Origin of the sequence: Streptomyces lunaelactis (assembly GCF_003054555.1) — a bacterium.
Taxonomy (GTDB): domain Bacteria; phylum Actinomycetota; class Actinomycetes; order Streptomycetales; family Streptomycetaceae; genus Streptomyces; species Streptomyces lunaelactis.
Map to the genome: position 1 here is coordinate 2350272 of NZ_CP026304.1, position 22822 is coordinate 2373093.

General features: G+C 70.6%; 20 protein-coding genes. 11 read left to right on the forward strand and 9 right to left on the reverse strand.

Annotation, left to right across the window (positions count from 1 at the left end):
- Positions 1–161: 161 nt before the first annotated feature.
- Positions 162–1589: a cysteine desulfurase/sulfurtransferase TusA family protein gene (locus SLUN_RS10585; protein ID WP_108148251.1), complete on the forward strand. Its 1428-nt coding sequence runs from the start codon at positions 162–164 to the stop codon at positions 1587–1589.
- A 185-nt stretch (positions 1590–1774) separates the two neighbouring features.
- On the opposite strand, the gene SLUN_RS10590 is transcribed toward SLUN_RS10585, so the two are convergent.
- Positions 1775–2749: a carbohydrate kinase family protein gene (locus tag SLUN_RS10590; protein WP_108148252.1), complete on the reverse strand. Its 975-nt coding sequence runs from the start codon at positions 2747–2749 to the stop codon at positions 1775–1777.
- Positions 2750–2880: 131 nt separating this feature from the next.
- Between SLUN_RS10590 and SLUN_RS10595 the strand changes: the two genes are divergently transcribed.
- On the forward strand, positions 2881–3087 hold the full coding sequence (locus SLUN_RS10595; protein WP_108148253.1) for a hypothetical protein: 207 nt from the start codon (positions 2881–2883) through the stop codon (positions 3085–3087).
- 94 nt (positions 3088–3181) lie between these two features.
- Positions 3182–4660, forward strand: a complete 1479-nt coding sequence (locus SLUN_RS10600; protein WP_108148254.1) for a hypothetical protein — start codon at positions 3182–3184, stop codon at positions 4658–4660.
- A gap of 87 nt (positions 4661–4747) precedes the next feature.
- On the opposite strand, the gene SLUN_RS10605 is transcribed toward SLUN_RS10600, so the two are convergent.
- Positions 4748–5104: a HesB/IscA family protein gene (locus SLUN_RS10605; protein ID WP_108148255.1), complete on the reverse strand. Its 357-nt coding sequence runs from the start codon at positions 5102–5104 to the stop codon at positions 4748–4750.
- A 243-nt stretch (positions 5105–5347) separates the two neighbouring features.
- Here SLUN_RS10605 and nadA point away from each other — a divergent pair, with 243 nt between their 5' ends.
- Complete coding sequence (gene nadA / locus SLUN_RS10610; protein WP_108148256.1) at positions 5348–6538, forward strand: quinolinate synthase NadA; 1191 nt, start codon at positions 5348–5350, stop codon at positions 6536–6538.
- Between the two features lie 59 nt (positions 6539–6597).
- Here nadA and SLUN_RS10615 read toward each other — a convergent pair whose 3' ends face one another.
- The 5 genes from SLUN_RS10615 to SLUN_RS10635 form a co-directional block, all read right to left on the reverse strand.
- Complete coding sequence (locus SLUN_RS10615) at positions 6598–9741, reverse strand: efflux RND transporter permease subunit (protein ID WP_108148257.1); 3144 nt, start codon at positions 9739–9741, stop codon at positions 6598–6600.
- Positions 9742–9897: 156 nt separating this feature from the next.
- Entirely contained in the window at positions 9898–10584 is a 687-nt protein-coding gene (locus SLUN_RS10620; RefSeq protein ID WP_108148258.1) for a response regulator, read from the reverse strand.
- Positions 10581–11801 carry a sensor histidine kinase gene (locus SLUN_RS10625; protein ID WP_108154653.1) on the reverse strand — a complete coding sequence of 407 codons (1221 nt, stop codon included), beginning with the start codon at positions 11799–11801 and terminating at the stop codon, positions 10581–10583. Before SLUN_RS10625 ends, SLUN_RS10620 begins: the two co-directional genes overlap by 4 nt.
- A 121-nt stretch (positions 11802–11922) precedes the next feature.
- Positions 11923–12201, reverse strand: coding sequence for a PspA-associated protein PspAA (pspAA, locus tag SLUN_RS10630; RefSeq protein WP_108148259.1), 279 nt, complete (start codon positions 12199–12201; stop codon positions 11923–11925).
- Positions 12202–12210: 9 nt separating this feature from the next.
- Positions 12211–12996 (reverse strand): PspA/IM30 family protein, encoded by a 786-nt coding sequence (locus tag SLUN_RS10635; RefSeq protein WP_108148260.1) that lies wholly within the window; start codon positions 12994–12996, stop codon positions 12211–12213.
- A 304-nt stretch (positions 12997–13300) separates the two neighbouring features.
- On the opposite strand from SLUN_RS10635, the gene SLUN_RS10640 reads away from it, so the two are divergent.
- From SLUN_RS10640 to SLUN_RS10650, 3 genes are read left to right on the forward strand one after another with little or no spacing between them, the layout of a single operon-like run.
- On the forward strand, positions 13301–13900 hold the full coding sequence (locus SLUN_RS10640; RefSeq protein ID WP_108148261.1) for a DUF3043 domain-containing protein: 600 nt from the start codon (positions 13301–13303) through the stop codon (positions 13898–13900).
- A 50-nt stretch (positions 13901–13950) separates the two neighbouring features.
- A complete protein-coding gene (locus SLUN_RS10645) occupies positions 13951–14694 on the forward strand; it encodes a class I SAM-dependent methyltransferase (RefSeq protein WP_175313176.1) in 744 nt (247 codons plus the stop codon).
- 51 nt (positions 14695–14745) lie between these two features.
- The gene (locus tag SLUN_RS10650; RefSeq protein ID WP_108148263.1) at positions 14746–16536 is read left to right on the forward strand and encodes an ABC transporter ATP-binding protein; all 1791 of its coding nucleotides are present in this window, start codon (positions 14746–14748) and stop codon (positions 16534–16536) included.
- Positions 16537–16768: 232 nt separating this feature from the next.
- Here the strand turns inward: SLUN_RS10650 and SLUN_RS10655 are convergent, their stop codons facing one another.
- Positions 16769–16978: a hypothetical protein gene (locus tag SLUN_RS10655; RefSeq protein WP_108148264.1), complete on the reverse strand. Its 210-nt coding sequence runs from the start codon at positions 16976–16978 to the stop codon at positions 16769–16771.
- 90 nt (positions 16979–17068) lie between these two features.
- On the opposite strand from SLUN_RS10655, the gene SLUN_RS10660 reads away from it, so the two are divergent.
- The 4 genes from SLUN_RS10660 (at position 17069) to SLUN_RS40300 (ending at position 22057) form a co-directional block, all read left to right on the forward strand.
- Positions 17069–18268: a bifunctional adenosylcobinamide kinase/adenosylcobinamide-phosphate guanylyltransferase gene (locus tag SLUN_RS10660; protein ID WP_108148265.1), complete on the forward strand. Its 1200-nt coding sequence runs from the start codon at positions 17069–17071 to the stop codon at positions 18266–18268.
- A 55-nt stretch (positions 18269–18323) separates the two neighbouring features.
- Positions 18324–19412: a nicotinate-nucleotide--dimethylbenzimidazole phosphoribosyltransferase gene (cobT, locus tag SLUN_RS10665; RefSeq protein ID WP_175314162.1), complete on the forward strand. Its 1089-nt coding sequence runs from the start codon at positions 18324–18326 to the stop codon at positions 19410–19412.
- A gap of 132 nt (positions 19413–19544) precedes the next feature.
- Complete coding sequence (locus tag SLUN_RS10670; RefSeq protein ID WP_108148267.1) at positions 19545–21344, forward strand: phosphatidylglycerol lysyltransferase domain-containing protein; 1800 nt, start codon at positions 19545–19547, stop codon at positions 21342–21344.
- Positions 21341–22057, forward strand: coding sequence for a hypothetical protein (locus SLUN_RS40300; protein WP_159100221.1), 717 nt, complete (start codon positions 21341–21343; stop codon positions 22055–22057). The genes SLUN_RS10670 and SLUN_RS40300 overlap by 4 nt, the downstream gene beginning before the upstream one ends.
- Here the strand turns inward: SLUN_RS40300 and SLUN_RS10680 are convergent.
- Positions 22006–22761: a hypothetical protein gene (locus SLUN_RS10680; RefSeq protein ID WP_108148268.1), complete on the reverse strand. Its 756-nt coding sequence runs from the start codon at positions 22759–22761 to the stop codon at positions 22006–22008. The genes SLUN_RS40300 and SLUN_RS10680 overlap by 52 nt on opposite strands.
- Between the last annotated feature and the right edge of the window lie 61 nt (positions 22762–22822).

Consider the following 22822-nt stretch of genomic DNA (forward strand, 5'->3'; position numbering starts at 1 on the left):
GATGTTTATGCGGAGCAAACCCTACTGGACGCTATTTGGGGTCGCGCGGGGAGGGTGCCCAACGCGCCGCCCGACTCCCCGAAGGGGTGGAATCCCCCTGGAATCCCGGCCTCCGGCGGGCATCTGACGGGCCCTCCACCTGCGGGGGTTAGCGTTGAGGCGTGCCCTACTTCGACGTCGCGTCCTCCGCTCCCCTGCACCCGGTTGCCCGGCAGGCCCTGCAGGCCTCCCTCGACGAGGGCTGGGCCGATCCGGCCCGGCTCTACCGTGAGGGGCGGCGCGCCAGGCTGCTGTTGGACGCGGCGCGGGAGGCGGCCGCGGAGGCGGTGGGCTGCCGTCCGGACGAACTCGTCTTCACTCCTTCGGGGACGCGCGCGGTTCACCTCGGAATCTCCGGCGCGGCCGCGGGGCGTCGGCGTGTCGGGCGCCACCTGGTCGTTTCCGCGGTCGAACACTCCTCGGTGCTGCATGCGGCTGCCGCCCTGGGGGCGGCGGACGGCGGTGCGGCCGAGAGCGGTGCGGTTGGTCCGGCCCGTGCGGCCCAGGGCGGTGTGACCGAGGTGCCGGTGGACCGGGCCGGGGCGGTGTCCCCCGCCGCGTACGCCTCCGCCCTGCGCGAGGACACCGCGCTCGCCTGTCTGCAGTCCGCCAACCACGAAGTGGGTACCGAGCAGCCGGTGGCGCTGGTCGCCGAGGCCTGCCGGGCGGCCGGGGTGCCGCTGCTGGTGGACGCGGCGCAGTCGCTGGGCTGGGGCCCGGTGGAGGCCGACTGGTCACTGCTCACGGCAAGTGCGCACAAATGGGGCGGCCCCGCGGGGGTGGGGCTGCTCGCCGTACGGAAGGGCGTCCGGTTCGCCCCTCAAGGTCCCGTGGACGAGCGGGAGTCGGGGCGGACGGCCGGCTTCGAGAACATTCCGGCGATCGTGGCGGCGGCGGCGTCGCTGCGTGCGGTTCGGGCGGAGGCGGCGGACGAGGCGGTACGGCTGAGGGCCCTGGTGGACCACATCCGCGCCCGCGTCCCGGAGCTGGTCCCGGATGTGGAGGTGGTGGGCGATCCGGTGCGCCGGCTCCCCCATCTCGTCACCTTCTCCTGTCTCTATGTCGACGGAGAGACTCTGCTGCACGAGCTGGACCGGGCGGGTTTCTCCGTCTCGTCGGGTTCGTCGTGCACGAGCAGCACGCTGACGCCGAGCCATGTGCTGCGGGCGATGGGGGTGCTGTCGGAGGGGAACGTCCGCGTCTCGCTGCCGCTGGGTACGCCGGACGATGAGGTGGAGCGCTTCCTGGAGGTGCTGCCGGGGGTGGTCTCGGCGGTACGGGAACGCCTCGGCGCGCCCGTGAGCGTGACGGCTGCCGGGCAGGGGGCGTCGCTGGTGGTGGACGCGCTCGGGAAGCGGTGCCCAATTCCGGTGATCGAGCTGGCGAAGGTGATCGGGGATGTGCCGGTCGGGGGGACGGTGACGGTGCTGTCGGACGACGAGGCGGCGCGGCTGGACATTCCGGCGTGGTGCGAGATGCGGGGGCAGGAGTACGTGGGCGAGGAGCGGGCGGAGCGGGGGGTTGCGTACGTGGTCCGCCGCCTGGCGTGACCTTTCCCCTGCCCGCCCCTTCCCGTAACTGGGGGCAAGCCCCCAGACCCCGTACGGCACAATCAAGCCTCGCCGGCGATTGAGGCGCGGGGTCTGGGGCGGAGCCCCGGCAAGGGCGGTGGCCCCGGCTGCTTCAGGTGGGCACGGCTACTTCAGGTGAGCACGGCTACTTCAGGTGGGCACGGCTACTTCAGGTGGGCACGGACCTCCGACGCCGCCTCGTGGCCGTACGCCTTCGTGAACCGGTCCATGAAGTGCGCCCGCCGCAGCGTGTACTCCTGCGTGCCCACCGTCTCGATGACCAGCGTCGCCAGCATGCAGCCCACCTGAGCCGCCCGCTCCAGGCTCACACCCCAGGACAGGCCCGACAGGAAGCCCGCGCGGAACGCGTCGCCGACGCCGGTCGGGTCGACCTTGGCCTCCTCCTCCGCGCAGCCGACCTCGATCGGGTTCATACCGACGCCCTCGATGCGGACGCCGCGTGAGCCGAGCGTGGTGACCCGGTGGCCGACCTTGCCGAGGATCTCCACGTCGGTCCAGCCCGTCTTGGACTCGATGAGCCCCTTCTCGTACTCGTTGGAGAAGAGATAGGTGGCGCCGTCGAGGAGCGTACGGATGTCGTCGCCGCTCATCCGCGCGATCTGCTGCGAGAAGTCCGCGGCGAACGGGATGGAGCGGGTCTTGCACTCCTCGGTGTGGCGGAGCATCGCCTCGGGGTCGTCCGCGCCGATCAGGACGAGGTCGAGGCCGCCGACCCGCTCGGCGACGGACTGGAGCTCGATCTGGCGGGCCTCGCTCATCGCTCCGGTGTAGAAGGAGCCGATCTGGTTGTGGTCGGAGTCCGTCGTGCAGACGAAGCGCGCGGTGTGCAGGACCTCCGAGATACGGACGGAATCCGTGTCCACGCCGTGCCGGTCGAGCCAGGCGCGGTACTCCTCGAAGTCGGAGCCGGCGGCCCCGACCAGGATCGGCCCGGTGCCGAGCTGGCCCATGCCGAAGCAGATGTTCGCGCCGACACCGCCCCTGCGCACATCGAGGTTGTCGACCAGGAAGGAGAGGGAGACCGTGTGCAACTGGTCCGCGACCAGCTGGTCGGCGAAGCGGCCGGGGAAGGTCATGAGGTGGTCGGTGGCGATGGAGCCGGTGACTGCGATTCGCACGGCGAGGACGCTCCTGTGGCGGGGTGGCGTTGACAGTTCACGCTACCGGGTCGAGGTACGGGCGCTGAAGTGCGGAAACTACCCGATAGTAGCTCTTTTTTCGTGGACCTCCTCGTGCGTACGGTGCGGATATGACGAAGCACATCGCCCCGCGCGAGTCGCGAGAGTCCGAGTACAGCCTGGCCCAGCTGCGCGGTGACTGCGCGCGGATGGCTCCGCACTGGGTGGTGCCCGCGGCCGCCGCACCCGCGCGCGTGTCACCGTCCCGTATCCACGGTGTCGTGGTGCCGGCCGCCTCCGCCCGGCTGATCGACGCGATGTCCGAATACGGCGACTGAGGCGCGAAGAGGCGCACGGAGGGAACCGCACGCTCCCCCGCTCCGTCCCATCCGTGCCCCCTGCGGAAGGGGACATGAGACAAGGAGCGATGCGGTGAGCAGCACGGAGAACACTCACGACAGCCCCCGCCGCCGGCGTTCCCCGCTCGCCGTCGCCTCGGTGGCGGTGGCGGTGCTGGTCGCTGGTGGCGGTACGTACTTCGCGACCGCCGGTTTCGGAGGCGGCGGCGACGGCGCGGACGCCAGGAGCGGTGCGCCGGGTGGCGACGGCAATCCGCCCCCGCTCGCCCTCGACAGCAGCAAGGAGAGCGGGGGGCCGGGCAGCATCGCGCCCGGCGAGCCCGACCCGAACGGCGGGATCGTCTACCGGGCCGAGGGCAAGCTGCCGGACGGCCCGGACAAGGCCGCCGTCCACCGTACGAAGGGTGTGGTCACCGAGGCCGAGGTGACCCGGCTGGCGCAGGCGCTCGGCGTGGCGGGCACGCCGCGGCTGGACGGCGCGGCCTGGAAGACCGGGGCCGAGAAGGACGGCTCGGGTCCGATGCTCCAGGTCAACAAGCAGGCGCCGGGCACCTGGACGTTCGCCAGGTTCGGCGCTTCGCCGGGCGGTGACAACTGCCTGAAGGGCAAGGAGTGTCCGGCGCGCGGTGGGACGGCGAAGACCGGCGAGGGCCCGGCGGTGAGCGAGGAGGCCGCGAAGAAGGCCGCATCGCCCGTACTGAAGGCCGTCGGCCAGAGCGACGCCGATCTGGACGCGCGCCAACTGATGGGCGCGGTACGGGTCGTGAACGCCGATCCGTTGGTCGGCGGGCTGCCGACGTACGGCTGGACGACCGGGATCCAGGTCGGCGCGGACGGTCAAGTGGTCGGCGGCAGCGGGCAGTTGAAGAAGCCCGTGAAGAGTGACGAGTATCCGGTGCTCTCGGCCCAGGAGGCGCTGGCGCAGCTGAACAAGGCCGGTGAGGACGCGGGCCCGATCGGGATCGGCGGCTGCGCCACGGCGGTGCCGCTGGAGGGCGAGAAGAAGCCGGAGGGCGAGCAGAAGCCGGCCGCGCCGTGCGAGCCGAAGAGCAGGGCGACCGGTCCTGAGCGGCTGGCGGTCGGCAAGGCGGTCTTCGGGCTGGCCGCGCGGTACGTGGACGGGCAGCAGGCGCTCGTACCGTCGTGGCTGTTCGAGGTGGTGCCGCGGGGCGGCGCCCAGCCGTTCACGGTCACCCAGCTCGCGGTGGACCCGGAGTTCCTGGCGAAGAGCAGCCCGCCGGAGCAGAGCATCAAGCCGACCGAGCCGCCCACGGACCCGGCGGCGCCGTCCGAGCGGCGCATCCAGTCGTACACGGCGGACGGGAAGGTCCTGTCCGTGACGTTCTGGGGCGGGGTGTGCAGCAACTACGCGGCGACGGCGACCGAGAGCGGCAGTCAGGTGAAGGTGCGGATCTCCGAGACGAATCCGGACCCGAAGAGGGTCTGTATCGCCATCGCCAAGGAGCTGACGGAGAAGGTGACGCTGGAGCGGCCGCTGGGCGACCGCAAGGTCGTGGACGCGGCGACGGGCGAGGCCGTGCCGCGGAACTAGGGCCTCTCGTTTGGATCGTGCCGGGCTCGTACGACGAAGGCGGCGGTTCCGGAATCGGGACCGCCGCCTATCGTCTGGGCTCAGCTTTTAGCTGAAGGAGTCGCCGCACGCGCAGGACCCGGAGGCGTTCGGGTTGTCGATCGTGAAGCCCTGCTTCTCGATCGTGTCGACGAAGTCGATGGAGGCACCGCCCAGGTACGGGGCGCTCATCCGGTCGGTGACGACCTTGACGCCGCCGAAGTCCTTGACGACATCGCCGTCGAGCGAACGCTCGTCGAAGAACAGCTGGTAGCGCAGGCCCGAGCAGCCGCCGGGCTGAACGGCGACGCGCAGCGCCAGGTCGTCGCGGCCTTCCTGCTCCAGCAGGCCCTTGACCTTGGCCGCGGCGGCGTCGGACAGGAGGATGCCGTCGCTCACGGTGGTGGTCTCGTCCGATACGGACATCTGCTTCTCTCCCGGGTTGTACGGACACTGCTTGCCGACGATTGCAACCGGCGTGGCCGCGGATTCATTCCGGGCCGAGGACATGTCGTTCCCTTTCATGCTCGCACACCCGGCCACGAGGAGGCACTGGCCTGTGGACGGGGGTGCGTCACATAGACGCTATGGCCATCGTCAAAGTGACGTGAAGCAGTTATGATAGATAGCGTCAAACAGACGAGAAGGTCCCGCTGCAGAAAAGAGAGGGTGCGTGTCGTGACCACCGCCCAAGCCCGCCCGGAGCTCGACGTCCAGCCGACGCCGCTCGCCCTGCTGCTGCTCGGCCGCGAGGCCGACCCCAGGAGCGAGCGCGGCGTGGAGTGCCCCGGCGATCTGCCCTCCCCGTCCGACCCGGACCTGGTGGAGCGTGCTCGTGCAGCCAAGGAGAAGCTCGGGGACAAGGTCTTCGTCCTCGGGCACCACTACCAGCGCGACGAGGTCATCCAGTTCGCGGATGTCACCGGGGACTCCTTCAAACTGGCCAAGGACGCGGCCGCGCGTCCGGAGGCCGAGTACATCGTCTTCTGCGGTGTGCACTTCATGGCCGAGTCCGCGGACATTCTGACCTCGGACGACCAGAAGGTCGTGCTGCCCGACCTGGCGGCCGGCTGCTCGATGGCCGACATGGCGACGGCCGAGCAGGTCGCGGAGTGCTGGGACGTACTGACCGAGGCCGGCATAGCCGAGCAGGTCGTGCCCGTCTCGTACATGAACTCCTCCGCTGACATCAAGGCGTTCACCGGCAAGCACGGCGGGACGATCTGCACCTCGTCGAACGCGAAGCGCGCGCTGGACTGGGCCTTTGAGCAGGGCGAGAAGGTGCTGTTCCTGCCGGACCAGCACCTGGGGCGCAACACCGCGGTGCGGGAGATGGGGATGACGCTGGAGGACTGCGTCCTCTACAACCCCCACAAGCCGAACGGCGGGCTGACCGTCGAGCAGCTGCGCAACGCGAAGATGATCCTGTGGCGCGGGCACTGCTCGGTGCACGGTCGCTTCTCGCTGGACTCGGTCAACGACGTGCGGGAGCGGATTCCGGGCGTGAATGTGCTCGTCCACCCGGAGTGCAAGCACGAGGTCGTGGCGGCGGCGGACCATGTCGGCTCGACGGAGTACATCATCAAGACGCTGGAGGCGGCCCCGGCCGGCTCCAAGTGGGCGATCGGCACCGAGCTCAACCTGGTGCGCCGGGTCGCCGCGGCCCACCCCGACAAAGAGGTCGTCTTCCTCGACAAGACGGTCTGCTTCTGCTCGACGATGAACCGCATCGACCTGCCGCACCTGGTGTGGGCGCTGGAGTCCCTGGCCGAGGGGAATCTGGTCAACCGCATCGAGGTCGACAAGGAGACGGAGAGCTTCGCCAAGCTGGCGCTGGAGCGGATGCTGGCGCTCCCGTAGCCCTTGCGGGGGCCGGTACGACGAGAGGGCCCCAGCCACGGGGCCCTCTCGTCGTCAGGTCAGACCTGGGCCGGTTCCGGGACCGGGGACTCCGAAGTCGTCGCGCCGTCCTCCGGGGCGCCCGGCTTCGACGCCCTCTTCGCCGCCTTCTTCTTCGCGCGGCGCTCCTTGCGGAGTTCCACCATCGCGTACAGCGTCGGCACCAGCAGCAGCGTCAGCAGCGTCGACGTGATCAGGCCGCCGATCACCACCACCGCCAGCGGCTTGGCGATGAACCCGCCCTCGCCCGTGACCCCCAGAGCCATCGGGAGCAGCGCGAAGATCGTCGCCAGTGCCGTCATCAGGATCGGGCGCAGCCGGTGGCGGCCGCCCTCGATGACCGCTTCCACCACGCCCAGGCCCTGCGCCCGGTACTGGTTGATCAGGTCGATCAGCACGATCGCGTTGGTGACCACGATGCCGATGAGCATCAGCATGCCGATCATCGCCGGGACACCCATCGGCGTACCCGTCAGGATCAGCAGCCCGATCGCGCCCGTCGCCGCGAACGGGATGGAAACCAGCAGGATCAGCGGCTGGATCAGCGAGCGGAACGTCGCGACCAGCAGCATGAAGACGATCGCGATCGCCGCCAGCATCGCCAGGCCCAGCGCGGCGAAGGCCTCGTCCTGGTCCTCCGAGACGCCGCCGATGGTCGCGGTGGCACCCTCCGGGAGGTCCAGGGACTTGAGCTTGGTCTGCAGCGACGCGCTCACCGCGCCCGTGTTGTCCCCGGTCGGCTTCGCCGTGATCGTCGCGGCCCGCGAGCCGTCGATCCGGGTCATCGAGACCGGGCCCGGGACCAGCTCGACCTCGGCGATGTCGCCGAGCTTCACCGCGCCGAGGGACAGGTTCCGAAGCTCCGCGAGCGTCTTCGCCGGCTTCGCCGAGGTGATCACGACATCGCGCTCGCTGTCGTCCAGGATCGCCTTGCCCGATGGCGTGCCGCGCACCGCCTGGCCGACCGCCAGACCCAGTGTGGTCTCGTTGAAGCCCGCGTCCGCCGCCTTCGCGTTCGCCTTGACCGAGATCCGCGGGATGCTCTGCGCCAAGTCGCTCTGTACGTCGGTGACGTCGTCGAGCCCCGCCACCTCGGTCCGTACCTCCTCGGCCGCCTTCCGCAGCGTGTCCGCGTCGGACGCCTTCACCACGACGCTCAGGTCCTGGCTGCCGAAGCCGTCGCCGGCCGCGATCGTCGTTTCGCCGATGCCGTCGAGCTTGCCGAGCTCCGCGTCGATGCGGTCACGGGCCTTCTCGTACGACGACGCGTCCTTCAGGGTCAGCTGGTACGAGGCCTGGTTGGCACCCGTACCGCCGCCGAACGCCGCCATGAAGCCGGACGAGCCGACCGTGACCTGGTAGTCCTTGATCTCGTCGACTCCGTCGAGGACCTTCTCGACCTTCTTCGCGGCGGCGTCGGCCGCCTCCAGGCTGGTGCCGGGGGCCAGTTCCTGCTTGACGGACATGACCTCCTGCTCGCCCTGGTCGAAGAAGTTGGTCTTGAGCAGACCGGCCATGCCGAAGGTGCCGAAGAGGATCACGAGCGCCAGGACGACGCTGGTGATGCGGCGACGGGTCGCGAAGCGCAGTACGGGGACGTACATCCGCTGCAGCGGGCTGCGCGCCTCCTTCTCCTCCGCCTTGCGCCGGGCCTCGTCCGGGTCGATGCCCCGTACGTCCTTCGGGGCGCGCAGGAACCAGTACGACAGGACGGGGACGACGGTCAGCGAGACCAGCAGCGAGGCCAGCAGGGCCGCTGTGATGGTCAGCGAGAACGAGCCGAAGAGCTCACCGACCATGCCGCCCACCAGACCGATGGGCAGGAAGACGGCGACGGTGGTCAGCGTCGAGGACGTGACCGCGCCCGCCACCTCCTTCACCGCGGTGATGATCGCCGACTGGCGTTCCTCGCCGTAGCCGAGGTGCCGCTTGATGTTCTCCAGGACCACGATCGAGTCGTCGACGACCCGGCCGATCGCGATGGTCAGCGCGCCCAGCGTGAGCATGTTGAGCGACAGGTCGCGGGTCCACAGCACGATCAGCGCGAGGACGACCGAGAGCGGGATGGAGACCGCGGTGACCAGCGTGGACCGGAGCGAGGCCAGGAAGACGAGGATGATGACGACCGCGAAGAGCAGGCCGAGCGCGCCCTCGGTGGTGAGGCCGGAGATCGCCTTGGAGACGGCCGGGCCCTGGTCGGAGACGACGGTCAGCTCGGCGCCGGAGCCCAGGTCCTTGCGGAGCCCGGGCAGCTTGTCCCGGACCGCGTCGGAGATGGCGACGGCGCTGCCGTCGTTGTCCATGGTGGCGAGGACGGCGAGGCTGGGCTTGCCGTTCGTACGGGTGAGGGAGACGGCGGTCGACGGGGTCTGCTCGACCGTCGCGATGTCACCGAGGCGTACGGGCTTGCCCTTCGCGGGCGGAGCCGCCAGGACACGCAGGTCCTCGATCTGCTTCAGCGTGGTGAAGCCGCCGCCGACCTGGACCGTACGGCTCTTGCCGCCCTCCGCGAAGGAACCGGCCGGCATGGTCGCGCCGCCCGCCTTCAGCGTCTCGGCGAGCGCCATGGTGTTCAGGCCCGCTGCCGCGAGCTTCCTGTCGTCGGGGGTGACGGAGACCTGGAGGTCCTGGACGCCGTCGATGGAGACCTGGCCGACGCCGTCGATGTCCTCGATGGCCGGGACGACGGTGCGCTCCAGCTGGTCGGCGAGCGCCTGCTGGTCCCGGGCGGAGGTGACGGCGAGGACGACGGTCGGGATGTCGTCCGTCGAACCGGCGATGACCTGCGGGTCGACCTCGTCGGGCAGCTGGGTACGGGCGCGGTTCACGGCCTGCTGCACATCGGCGACGAGCTGCTTGGTGCCGTCCCCGTACTCGAAGCCGGCCATGATCACGGCGTTGCCCTCGCTCGCCGTGGACGTGATGCTCTTGATGCCGTCGACGGCCTTGAGGGTGCTCTCGAGCGGTTCGACGACCTGCTTCTCGACCACATCGGGGGACGCGCCCTGGTACGGGGCCAGCACCGACACCATCGGCAGTTCGATGGAGGGCAGCAGTTGCTGCTTGAGCTGGGGGATGGCGATCGCTCCGAAGACGATCGCGACGATCGACATCAGACCGATCAGGGCCCGTTGCGACAGGCTGAATCTGGACAGCCAGGACATGGGGTCTCTCTTCTGTGGCGTGAGCGGCAGGAAGGACGCGGAGGGGCAGTCGGCAGCCCACTCATACGATCAGCCATTCGAGAGGGCCCAACCGTAGACCCCAGGTCCAGTTCCTTATCTCGCGCATACCGCAGCTGGAGTACGCGGGTCGCCGGCTCACTCCACCCTTGGACGTACCAGGCCCGATTCGTATGCAATAACCACCAATTGGGCCCGGTCGCGGGCGCCCAGTTTCGCCATCGCCCGGTTCACATGGGTCTTGACGGTCAGCGGACTGACCTCGAGGCGCTCCGCGATCTCGTCGTTGGAGTGACCGCCTGCGACCAGGACGAGGACCTCGCGCTCGCGCACGGTGAGCGCGCCGAGCCGCTCGGAGCGCACCCGGTTCCGCGACTCGTCGTCAAAACCGCCGCCCTGCGCAAGGAACTTGGCGATCAGCCCTTTGGTCGCGACCGGGGACAGCAGCGCCTCACCCGCCGCGGCGATACGGATGGCGTTGAGTAGTTCGTCCGGTTCCGCACCCTTGCCGAGGAAGCCCGATGCGCCTGCCCGCAACGACTGCACGACGTACTCGTCCACCTCGAAAGTGGTGAGCATGACGACGCGTACATACGCGAGTTCGGGGTCGGCGCTGATCATGCGCGTCGCGGCGAGACCGTCCGTGCCCGGCATCCGGATGTCCATCAGGACGACATCGGGCTTGGCGGAACGGCTGAGGGCCACCGCCTCGGCGCCGTCCGCGGCCTCCGCGACGACCTCCATGTCGGGTTCGGAGTCCACCAGGACCCGGAACGCGCTGCGCAGCAGTGTCTGGTCGTCGGCCAGAAGCACCCTGATCGTCATCCGTCCTCCGCCGTCCGAGCCTTGAGGGGCAGTATCGCCTGCACGCGGAAGCCGCCGCCGTAGCGGGGGCCCACGGTGAGCCTGCCGCCGAGCGCGCCGACCCTCTCGCGCATGCCGAGCAGACCGTGACCGCCGCCGTCCGCCGGGCCTTCGGCCTCCGCGCCGTTGTCGAGCACGGTGACCTCCACGGTCGGGCCGACCCGTACCACGCTCACCTCGGCCTTCGCGTCCGTACCCGCGTGCTTCCGCACATTGGTCAGCGCCTCCTGGATGATCCGGTACGCCGCGAGGTCGACGGCCGCGGACAGCCGTACGCCGTCGTCCGCGCGGGCCACTTCGACCGGCAGACCGGCCTGCCGGAAGGTGGTGACCAGCTCGTCGAGGACATCGAGGCCGGGCGCCGGTTCGGTGGGGGCCTCCGGATCGCCGGACTGGCGGAGCAGCCCGACCGTGGCACGCAGTTCGTTCAGCGCGGAGCGGCTGGCCTCCCGCACATGGGCGAGGGCTTCCTTGGCCTGGTCGGGCCGCCGGTCCATGACATGCGCGGCGACACCCGCCTGGACGTTGACGAGGGCGATGTGGTGCGCGACCACATCGTGGAGATCGCGGGCGATCCGCAGCCGCTCCTCGGCGACCCGGCGGCGCGCCTCCTCCTCGCGGGTGCGCTCGGCGCGTTCGGCCCGCTCCCGTATGGCGTCGACGAAGGCGCGACGGCTGCGTACGGCATCGCCCGCGGCCGCCGCCATCCCCGTCCAGGCGAAGATGCCCAGGTTCTCCTGCGTGTACCAGGGCGTGGAGCCGAAGACCATCGCGGCGGCGGTCAGCACCCCCATGGTCAGCAGACCGACCCGCCAGGTGGTGGAGCGGTCGGTGCGGGAGGCGACGGTGTAGAGCGCGACCGCGGCGCTCATCGCGATCGGGGCGGGCGGCTCGCCCGCGACGAGCTCGACGACCGAGACCGCGGTGGTGAACACCAGCACGGCCATCGGGTTGCGGCGGCGGAAGACGAGGGCGCCGGCGACCAGGACCACCAGCACCACACTGCGCAGTTCGGGGGTACGGCCGCCGAACTCCGGACCGTGCCGCCCGTTCGGGTCGGCGAAGGAACCGACGAGCATGCAGACCAGGACGACCACGGCCAGCGCGCCGTCGAACGCCAGCGGATGCGCGCGCAGCCAGCGCTGGGTGCGGGCGAACCCGGTGGCGAGTGAGGTCACAACCAGCAACGGTACGGCGTGCCGCGACAGGGTCGTACACCCGCGGGCACAGCGGAAGACAGCAGAATGCCCCGCTCCGGATGATCGGAACGGGGCATCCCGGGTGTTGGAGTGCGAGCGGTCAGCCGGGGATGAGACCGTCGTCGCCGAGCATCTCCCGTACGTCCTCGAGGGTCGCGTCAGGAGCCGGCAGGATCAGCTCGGACGGCTCCAGGGAGTCGTCCGGCAGGGGCTCGCCGAGCTCGCGGACCTTTTCCAGAAGCGCGTGGAAAGTCCGGCGAAAGCCCGGGCCGTCACTGCTCTCCATCTCGGCCAGCAGCTCGTTGTCGAGCTTGTTGAGTTCGGCGAAGTGGCTGTCCGCCACCTTCAGCTGACCCTCCCCCATGATCCGTACGATCACGACGAGTCCCTACTGCTTGTCGAACTTGCTCGGGGTGTTCTGCTGCGGAGCGGCGTCCTGCTGGCCATTGCTGCCTTCGATCGCCTGCTGCGAGGAGCTCGGGCCGCCGGCGAGCTCGGCCTTCATCCGCTGCAGTTCCAGCTCTACATCAGTACCACCGGAGATGCGGTCCAGCTCGGCGGCGATATCGTCCTTCGCCATCCCGGACTGGTCGTCCAGGGCGCCGGAGGCCAGCAGCTCGTCGATCGCGCCGGCCCTCGCCTGCAGCTGCGCGGTCTTGTCCTCGGCCCGCTGGATCGCCAGGCCGACGTCGCCCATCTCCTCGGAGATGCCGGAGAAGGCCTCGCCGATCCGGGTCTGCGCCTGGGCCGCGGTGTAGGTGGCCTTGATGGTCTCCTTCTTCGTACGGAAGGCGTCGACCTTGGCCTGCAGCCGCTGGGCCGCGAGAGTGAGTTTCTCCTCCTCGCCCTGCAGCGTCTGGTGCTGCGTCTCGAGATCGCTGACCTGCTGCTGCAGAGAGGCGCGGCGGGACAGTGCCTCGCGGGCCAGGTCCTCACGGCCGAGCGCCAGCGCCTTGCGGCCCTGGTCCTCGAGCTTGGTGGACTGGCCCTGGAGCTGGTTGAGCTGCAGCTCGAGACGCTTGCGGGAGGTCGCCACATCGGCGACTCCACGGCGGACCTTCTGCAGCAGTTCGAGCTGCTTCTGGTACGAGTAATCGAGGGTCTCGCGCGGATCCTCGGCCCGGTCAAGGGCCTTGTTTGCCTTCGCGCGGAAGATCATCCCCATACGCTTCATGACACCGCTCATGGGCTTCGCGCGCCCCCTTCTGACGGACTCAGCTTCAGCACTCCAACAGAACCCACAGTACGGGCCCTGCATCCATTACCGCACTGTTCCAGCGCGGATGCGCTCCTCCCCAAGGACGACTGCCTACGCCTTTGATCCGGCGCAAGGAGTAGGTGGCCATCAGGGAAACCTCGGGCAACGTCCGCTCTGTCCGGCTAACGACCGGCTTCTGTCCCCTACAGACGCACGGCGTTGCGGGATCGTTCCCCGTGGGGGTGGGGTCCCTGCATTCCACCCCGTACCCTTGGGTTTTGTGTTCCGTAGCCGTGCGAAAGAAGAGAAGGCGCCCACCGGCAAGGTGACGGCCGACCTCTCCAAGCAGCCCCGCAGCCCCGAGGCCCCGAAGGGCCGCCCCACGCCCAAGCGGAGTGAGGCCCAGACCCAGCGCCGCCGTGCCTCTTCCAGTGCGCCGACCGACCGCAAGGAGGCCGCGAAGCGCCAGCGGGAGGCCCGCCGCACCGACATGGCCAGGCAGCGCCAGGCCCTGGCCAGTGGCGACGAGCGTTATCTGCCGGCCCGCGACAAGGGTCCGGTCCGCCGCTTTGTGCGCGACTTCGTCGACTCCCGCTTCTGCATCGCCGAGTTCTTCCTGCCGCTCGCCGTGGTCATCCTGGTGATGAGCATGGTCCGGATCGGCTCCCTGCAGAACATCGCACTGCTGCTCTGGCTCGGCGTCATCGTGCTGATCGTCGTTGACTCGATCGGTCTGACGATGCGCCTGAAGAAGCAGCTCAATGAGCGCTTCCCGGACGAGCCCAAGCGCGGCGCGGTCGCCTACGGCCTGATGCGTACGCTCCAGATGCGCCGACTGCGTCTGCCGAAGCCGCAGGTCAAGCGCGGAGAGCGGCCCTGACCACGAAGATCTCCGGTTTCGGAGGTGCTTCGGCCGACTGGCCGGCCGGGCTGGGCGGGCTGCGCAACACCGTCCGCCAGGAGCTTGTCGCCCGCCGGCTCGACGAGCAGATAGCCGGTCGCTACCCGGTCGGGCAGCGTCTGCGGATCCTCGATGTGGGGATGGGGCAGGGCACCCAGGCCCTGCGGCTTGCGCGGGCCGGACACACGGTGACCGGCCTGGAGTCCGACCCCGACATGCTGAAGGCGGCCCGCGAGTCGCTGGCCACCGAGCCGGCCGGGATCCGTGAGCGGGTCCGGCTGATCGAGGGCGACGGCCTGGAGACCGGGGTCCACTTCCTGCCCGGCAGCTTCGACGTGGTGCTCTGCCACGGAGTGCTGATGCATGTCCAGGAGCCGGACGCGATGCTCGCGGGCCTGGCCAGGATGCTGGCACCGGGTGGTCTGCTCTCCCTGCTCGTACGGAACGCGGACGCGCTGGCCATGCGGCCGGGTCTGGCCGGGGACTGGTCGGCCGCGCTGACCGCCTTCGACACCGATACGTACACCAACCGTCTCGGGCTTCCGGTCCGCGCGGACCGGCTCGAGGCGGTGACCGCGACGCTGGCGGGGATCGCCGCGCCGCTGCACGCCTGGTACGGGGTGCGGGTCTTCACCGACAACGTCCCCGACGAGACCGGGCTGCCCGCCGCGGACGAGCTGGAGCGGCTGCTGGCGGCGGAGGACCGCGCGGGGCGCACGGATCCGTACCGCGGTGTGGCCGCGCTGCTGCATCTGTGCGGCGTACGCGGCTGATTCAAGGCCCCCCGGCTCAGGTGCGCCGGGGGTTTGTGCGTCCTCACTGAAGTGACCACAGCAGAGGCCGCCGTAGCAGCCACCGCAGACCCTCCCGTCAGACTGCCCGCCCGCGAGACCTGGCGGGCGCTGTACCGGCACTTCCGCCCGCACCGCTGGGTCGTCGCGCTCGGCGCGTTCCTCGCACTGATCGGCGCCGCGACCGGGCTGGCTCAGCCGCTCGCGGCCAAGGCCCTCGTCGACCGGCTCGGCAGCGACGAGTCGATCACCGGGATTCTGCTGCTGCTCACCGCGCTGGTGGTGTTCGGCACGGCGATCGAGGCGGTCGGCTCGTACATCCTGGAACGCACCGCCGAGTCCGTCGTCCTCGCCGCCCGCCACAGCCTGATCGGGCGGCTGCTGCGGCTGCGGCTGCCGGAGGTGGAGCGCACTCAGCCGGGCGATCTGATGTCCCGGGTCACCTCGGACACCACCCTGCTGCGCGCGGTCACCACCCAGTCGATCGTCTCGGCGGCGACCGGCGGGCTCGCCTTCATCGCGACGATCGTGCTGATGGGCCTGATGGACGCGGTACTGCTCGGTGTCACGCTGGGCGTGATCGTGCTGATCGGTGGCGCCGTCGCGCTGGTGATGCCGAAGATCGCGCAGGCCACGCAGCGTTCGCAGATGGCGGTCGGCGAGATATCCACCGTGCTGGAGCGGGCCTTCGGAGCCTTCCGTACGGTCAAGGCCTCGGGCGCCGAGGAGCGCGAGACGACGGTCGTCGCGAAGGCGGCGCGGGAGGCGTGGCGGCACGGCGTACGGTCCGCGAAGTGGCAGTCCGTGGCCGGGTCCTCGATCGGTCTGGCCGTGCAGGTGTCGTTCCTCGCGGTGCTGGGGATCGGCGGGGCGCGGGTCGCCTCGGGGGCGATCTCCATCTCGTCGCTCATCGCCTTCCTGCTCTTTCTCTTCTATCTGATCGAACCGGTGTCGAAGCTGGTGGAGGCGGCCACCCAGTACCAGGTGGGCTCGGCCGCGATAGCGCGGATCGTGGAGGCCGAGCGGCTGGAGACGGAGACGCTGACGACGCCGTCGGGAAACGCGGGCACGGGGCCCGCGTCGGTGGTCTTCGAGGACGTCACCTTCCGCTACCGGGACGGTCTTCCGTACGTCCATCACGGCGTCTCCTTCGAGGTGCCGGGTGCCGGGATGACGGCGTTCGTCGGGCCTTCGGGCGCGGGCAAGACGACGGTCTTCGGGCTGATCGAGCGGTTCTACGAGGCGGACGGCGGCCGGATCACGGTCGACGGCAAGGACATCCGCGACTGGCCGCTGGCCGATCTGCGCGCCGCGATCGGCTATGTCGAGCAGGACGCGCCGGTGCTGGCGGGGACGCTGCGCGAGAACCTGGTCTTCGCAGCGCCGGACGCGAGCGAGGAGCAGATCCGGGACGTGCTCGTACGGGCCCGGCTCGACGTGCTCGTGGAGCGGCTGCCGGACGGCCTGGAGACGGTGGTCGGGCACCGCGGCTCCAAGCTCTCGGGCGGCGAGCGGCAACGGGTGGCGATCGCGCGTGCGCTGCTGCGGCGGCCCCGGCTGCTGCTCCTGGACGAAGCCACCTCGCAGCTGGACGCGGTCAACGAGATGGCGCTGCGCGATGTGGTCACGGAGGTGTCGCGGGAGGTGACGGTGCTGGTGGTGGCGCACCGGCTGTCGACGGTGACGCTGGCCGACCGGATCGTCGTGATGGACGCGGGGAAGGTACGGGCGGTGGGCACCCATGGCGAGCTGGTGGCGGGGGATCCGCTGTACGGGGAGCTGGCGGCGACACAGTTCCTGGCGTCGGCGCCGGGGGCCGCCTGACCGGCGGGGGGCCCCTAATCGGGGTGCGGTGCCTGGGGCGGGTGCCCGGGGTGCGGGTGCTGCTTGTTCCCTACCCGCCCCTTCCCGAAACCGGGGGGAGCCCCAGACCCCCTGCCGGGGGGAGGGACGTGGGGGCCGGCGCCCCCACACCCCCAGGACGCCGGCTCCGCGGCGCGCGTGGCCCGGCCCGGCCCCAGGAACGCCTGCGGACCCCGCCCCCCAGGCCCCCCGGCTACGCCTCGTTCGCGTGCAGGCTCATCGGGCCGTAGATCTTCGTCGCGTCCTCCGACAGGATCGCCTGGTCCGCGCCGCCCTCCAGCAAGTCCTTCCAGTACTCGCCGATCCACGACTCGGCGTCACCCTGCGTCGTGAACTCCTCCGGCTGCACCGCCGGCTGGACCTCCGTACCGTCCGACTTCTCGAACCGCCACACCCATGCCATGTGCGCCTCCCAGGTCCGCCAGTGATCTCTTTCCTGCCCGCAGCGTAGCCGGGCGCGCACACCCCGCGGTGACGCGAGAGGATCAGATGCGTGGAACTCACTCTGCTCGGCACCGGCGCCCCCTCCGGACTCCCCCGGCCCGACTGCCCCTGTGCCGTCTGCGCCGCCTCCCGCGGCGCCCTCGCCCGCGCCGCCACCGCGCTGCTCGTCGACGGTGCGCTGCTGCTCGACCTCACCCCCGGCGCCGCCATGGCCGCCGCCCGGTCCGGGCACTCCCTCGCCGGCGTCCGGCAGGTGCTGCTGACGCATCCGCACAACGGGCCCGCCGTGGACCTGCCCGCCGGGCTGCCCGCGGCCGGGCGGGTGCCGGACGGCCGGGAGTTGACGCTGATCAGCGGGCACCGGGTGCGGGCCGTGCCGATGGACCACCCGGGTACGGGGTACGAGGTCACATCGCTGGAGGGCGAGCGGCTCCTCTACCTGCCGCCCGGAGGGGCGCCCGCCGGTCTCGCCGAGGGCCTGGCCGCGTACGACACGGTCGTCGCCGATGTGGTGGGGCGCCCCGACGCCATCGTCCGGCTGCGCGCCGCCGGGGCGATCGGGTCGACCACCGACGTCATCGCCGTGCACATCGACCACGACGTGCCCGCCGGCCCGGAGCTGGCCCGGCGCCTCGCGGCCGCCGGCGCACGCGCGGTGCCCGACGGGACGACGCTGTACGTCGGTGAGCACCACGCCGTACCGGACGTGCCCCGCCGCACACTCGTCACCGGCGGGGCACGCTCCGGCAAGTCGCTGGAGGCCGAGCGCCGGCTGGAGACGTTCCCCGACGTGCTGTACGTCGCGACGGGCGGCCGCAGGGACGGCGACCCCGAGTGGGCCTCCCGCGTCGCGCTGCACCGCGATCGCCGCCCCGGCGCCTGGCGCACGGTCGAGACCTGCGATCTCGTACCGCTGCTCGCCCACGACGGACCGCCGCTGCTGATCGACTGCCTCTCGCTCTGGCTGACCGACGCGATGGACCGGGTGGACGCGTGGGACGACGCGAAGTGGGCGGCGGACGGCGAGCGCGAGCTGCACGCGCGCGTGGCCGAGCTGGTCGCGGCCGTACGGGAGACGTCGCGCACTGTTGTGGCGGTGACCAACGAGGTCGGCTCCGGCGTCGTCCCCGCCACCCCCTCCGGGCGGCGATTCCGAGATGAACTGGGCCGCCTCAACGCCGCCTTCGCCGCCGAGTGCGAGCACGTCCTGCTCGTCGTCGCCGGCCAGGTCCTCGTGCTGCGCGGCTGACGGGCCACTGCCCGGCCCGGACACCGCTGCCGGTACTGTTCCGCGAATGAGCAGGCTGAATCTCGATGACTTCTCCGATCTGATCGAGCGCCCCGACAGCGGTACCCGGCGTGACGCCGAAGAGCGCCGGGAGCGGCTGATCGTCCCGCCCGGTTCTCTCGGCCGTCTGGACGAGCTGGCCGAGTGGCTCTCCGCCGCGCAGGCCTCCGTACCGGTCAAGGCCATCGAGCAGCCGCGTGTGGTGCTGTTCGCCGGTGATCACGGGGTCGCCGAACTGGGCGTCTCCGGCCGGGAGTCGGGCTCCACGCACGAGCTCGTGCGTGCCGTGCTGGAGGGCGCGAGTCCCGTCGCCGTACTGGCCCGCCGGATGGGCGTGCCGGTGCGGGTCGTCGACGCGGGTCTGGACTGCGATCCGGAGCTGCTGCCCGAGACGGTCGTACGTCGCCGGGTGCGGCGCGGCAGCGGCCGTATCGACGTCGGGGACGCGCTGACGGTCGAGGAGGCCGAGCAGGCCGTACGCCTCGGCATGGCGATCGCCGACGAGGAGGCCGACTCCGGCACCGACCTGATCGTGCTCGGCGATCTGAGCGTCGGCGGCACCACGCCCGCCTCGACGCTCATCGCCGCGCTGTGCGGCACGGATGCCTCGGTGGTCACCGGCCGCGGCGGCGCGGGCATCGACGATCTGGCGTGGATGCGCAAGTGCGCGGCGATCCGCGACGCGCTGCGGCGCGCCCGGCCGGTGCTCGGCGATCAGCTGGAGCTGCTGGCCGCGGTGGGCGGCGCGGATCTGGCGGCGACGACCGGATTCCTGCTGCAGAGCGCCGTACGGCGGATGCCGGTGATCCTCGACGGGGTCGTGTCCGCGGCGTGTGCGCTGGTCGGTCAGCGGGCCGCGTTCCGCGCGCCGGACTGGTGGCTCGCGGGCCAGGTGAGCGGCGAACCGGCGCAGACGAAGGCACTGGACCGCATGGCGCTCAACCCGCTGCTCGATCATGGCGTCACTGTGGGGGAAGGAACCGGGGCATTGCTCGCACTCCCCCTCGTGCAGGCGGCTGCCGCGCTCGCGGCCGAACTGCCGGAACGTACGGAGCCGGTGAAGCCGGAAGAGGCGGCGGTTCCGGTGGAGAGCGATACGGACTGACGCGCGGACGCGGCCGCCACCGACCAAGCGGTGCCGGGGAAGTGCGGGTGACGCCGCCCGCATTTCCCCGGGACCGCTTCAGGCCGCAGCCTCGCCCATTTCGAGACGTGATGCCCCATATCATCGCGTTTCATGGGAGAGGTCCTTTTGTCCATCGACGAGGCGAGCCCGCAAACAGTCCGCGGCGCCGATCGGAGTACGAGCCGAGGCACCGTCCGCTCGCGGCGCAGTGCGGCGTTCGCCGTCTGGTATCTGCGCGCCGTGACGTTCATCAACTTCCTGAGTGCCGTCTGGGTCTCCCTGGGCCAGGATCTTCGGCGGCACAACATCGATGACTACTTCACGCCGTACCTGCTCACCGCGGGCTTCGCCTCCGGGGCCTTCACGCTCTTCCTGGCGATCACCATGCGCCGCCGCAAGCGGGCCGCCTGGATCCTCAATCTCGTCCTCGGCGGACTCTTCCTGCTGCTCTTCGCCCTCGCGATCGGCGTCGACCCGGAGATCCGTGAGCACGCGCAGAACTGGATCTCACTCGCCCTGACCGCCGCCTTCGTCCTCGCTCTGGTCCTCGGCCGACGGGAGTTCTACGCGAAGGGCGACCGCGCCAACCCGCGGCTTGCCGCCGTCGTCGCGGTCGGCGGACTGCTGGTCACCTCGCTGCTCGCCGCGATACTCGTCACGGTCACCAACACCTCGGCCGGCGAGTCCACCTTCCTGGAGCGCTGGCGCTACGGCCTGATGCGGCTGGTCTCGCTCGCCGCCGACGACTCCCCCTTCGCCGGGATCAGTACGCCCGGCTGGGTGAACGTCACCATCAACGCCCTCTCCACGCTGCTGCTGCTCGGCGTGCTGTACGCGGCCTTCCGCTCCCGTCGCGCCGTCGACGCGCTCACCGAGGACGACGAGCGGAGGCTGCGCGTACTGCTGGAGCGGTACGGCGAGCGGGACTCGCTCGGCTACTTCTCGCTGCGCCGCGAGAAGAGCGTCGTCTGGTCCCCCACCGGCAAGGCCGCCGTCGTCTACCGGGTGGTGGGCGGTGTATCGCTCGCCTCGGGCGACCCGATCGGCGACCCGGAGGCCTGGCCCGGCGCGATCGGCCCCTGGCTGGACGAGGCTCGCGAACACGGCTGGATCCCGGCGGTGATGGGGGCGAGCGAGGATGCCGGGACGATCTACGCGCGGCACGGCCTGGACGCCCTGGAGCTGGGCGACGAGGCGATCGTCGAGACCGACGAGTTCACCCTGGAGGGCCGCGCGATGCGGACCGTGCGCCAGGCCTACAACCGGGTCAGGCGCGCCGGGTACGAGGTGCGGATCCGCCGTCACGAGGACATCCCGGCCGACGAGATGGCCGTACTGCTGGGGCGCGCCGACGACTGGCGCGACGGCGCCACCGAGCGCGGCTTCTCGATGGCGCTGGGGCGGCTCGGCGATCCGGGCGACGGCCGCTGCGTGATGCTCGAGTGCACCGACGGCCAGGGCGAGTTGCGGGCGGTGCTGAGCTTTGTGCCGTGGGGGCCCGAGGGGCTCTCGCTCGATCTGATGCGGCGTGACCGGGACTCCGAGAACGGCCTGATGGAGTTCATGGTCATCGAACTCCTGCAGGGCGCGAAAGAGACCGGGATCACGCAGGTGTCGTTGAACTTCGCGATGTTCAGGTCGGTCTTCGAACGTGGCTCGAAGCTCGGCGCCGGTCCGGTGCTGAGGCTGTGGCGCTCGCTCCTCAGCTTCTTCTCCCGCTGGTGGCAGATCGAGTCGCTGTACCGCGCCAACGCCAAGTACCGACCTATCTGGGAGCCCCGTTTCATGCTCTTCGAAAAGAGCGCCGACCTGCTGCGCATCGGCCTGGCGGCAGGCCGCGCCGAGGGCTTTCTGGAGGCGCCCGGACTGCCCAAGTGGCTGCACCGCAGACATCTGGAGACCAGGCGTTGAACACGGTGAGCGCCTTCGCGCGCCGCGAGTGGGGACCGCTGTACGTGACCCTGCGGGGGGCGCTCGTCACCAAGCGGTGGCGGGCCGTCCCCATGACGCTCGGAGCGGTCTGTCTGACGGCGTTCTTCCAACTGCTGCAGAACCAGTCCTGGGGCCACGGTTTCGTCCGCGCCATCGGCTTCGTGAAGGCCGACGATCCGCTCTGGCTCGCGCTGCTGCGTACCCCGCTCTCGCTGTTCGTACCGGCGCTGGATCTGCCGGTGTGGGGTGCGCTGGTGCAGGTCCTGCTGGTGTTCGGGATCGCGGAGATCTGTCTGGGCGCGTGGCGGACGCTGGTGATCGCGTACGTCTCGACGCTCGCCGGTACGACGTACGCCCGCATCGGTATCGCGCTCGGCCCGGACGGCTTCTTCGGGCTGCCGGCCTCGGACGCGCAGGTCGTCGACACAGGGCCGTCGGCGGCGGTCGTCGGCCTCGCGGTCTTCGTCTGCCGGCGCTACCGGTCCTGGTTCACGGCGACGCTGGTGATCCTCGCGATGATCGGCGAGGTGCTCGTCAAGAACAACCTCGCGGGCAAGGAACATCTGGCGGCGATCGCGGCGGTGCTTGTCGTGTGCGCTCTCTCGTCGCTGCGGCGACGGCAACGGCGGCGGGTCAGACGTCAGGGCTTGGCCGTCGGCAGCCGGTCGGGCGCCCCGCCGATCAAGTCCTGAAACTTGCGGCGCGGCCGGTCCCAGCGGCGGTCGTGGCGGTAGGAGCGCAGCCGGGACTTGGCGCGGGCCTTGGGCCGGTTGCGGTAGAAGCGGCGGGACCACGAGGAGCCCGGCCGGGCCAGCCGCAGCGCCCCGAAGATCGCCACGAACGGCACCAGAACACTGATGAGAGCCATCCGCGGCTTGCCCTTGAAGAGCGTGATGAGGACGAGCAGGAAGTTGATCAACAGGGTCAGGATCAGCGAGGCGCGGTCCTGGCGTTCGTCGGGGGTCATTTCGTTGACGCCGAGCGGCGCGAAGCCGCTGAGGACCAGCAGCGCGAGGGCCGCGGCCAGCACGACGACCTCCACGCTCTGCCGGCCCTGCTCGGTCCAGTAGACGTCGTCGAGATGCAGGACGAGCGCGAACTCGTCGAGCAGGAGGCCCGCTCCCATCCCGAAGATGATCGCGCAGACCGCCGCGGCCGCCCCGTGCCGGGCACTGCCCACCGCCCCGAAGCCGCCGATGACGGTCAGGATGACGCCGGGGACCACATGGTGAATGTGCATGCCGCCCGGCGTGATGTTCTTGAACGGCCCTCTTCCCGCCCTGATCAGCCGGGTGACCGTACGGGTGATCAGAAAGGTGAGGATGAAGGAGGTCAGCGCGAGGAGCATCGGGAGCTTCCCCGGCTCGATGATGTTGCGATAAAACCAGTGACCCATGCCACCCGCTCCCGATTCGCACGTTATGCGCAATTTACCGTCAGTCGGGCCGGGCTACCCT

What these genes read in the sequence shown, in the direction of transcription:
- SLUN_RS10595 (WP_108148253.1), top strand. Translation starts at nt 2,881, where the DNA reads ATGACGAAGCACATCGCCCCGCGCGAGTCGCGAGAGTCCGAGTACAGC.
- SLUN_RS10605 (WP_108148255.1), bottom strand. Translation starts at nt 5,104, where the DNA reads ATGTCCGTATCGGACGAGACCACCACCGTGAGCGACGGCATCCTCCTG.
- SLUN_RS10615 (WP_108148257.1), bottom strand. Translation starts at nt 9,741, where the DNA reads ATGTCCTGGCTGTCCAGATTCAGCCTGTCGCAACGGGCCCTGATCGGT.
- SLUN_RS10620 (WP_108148258.1), bottom strand. Translation starts at nt 10,584, where the DNA reads ATGACGATCAGGGTGCTTCTGGCCGACGACCAGACACTGCTGCGCAGC.
- SLUN_RS10635 (WP_108148260.1), bottom strand. Translation starts at nt 12,996, where the DNA reads ATGAAGCGTATGGGGATGATCTTCCGCGCGAAGGCAAACAAGGCCCTT.
- SLUN_RS10655 (WP_108148264.1), bottom strand. Translation starts at nt 16,978, where the DNA reads ATGGCATGGGTGTGGCGGTTCGAGAAGTCGGACGGTACGGAGGTCCAG.
- SLUN_RS10670 (WP_108148267.1), top strand. Translation starts at nt 19,545, where the DNA reads ATGGGAGAGGTCCTTTTGTCCATCGACGAGGCGAGCCCGCAAACAGTC.
- SLUN_RS10680 (WP_108148268.1), bottom strand. Translation starts at nt 22,761, where the DNA reads ATGGGTCACTGGTTTTATCGCAACATCATCGAGCCGGGGAAGCTCCCG.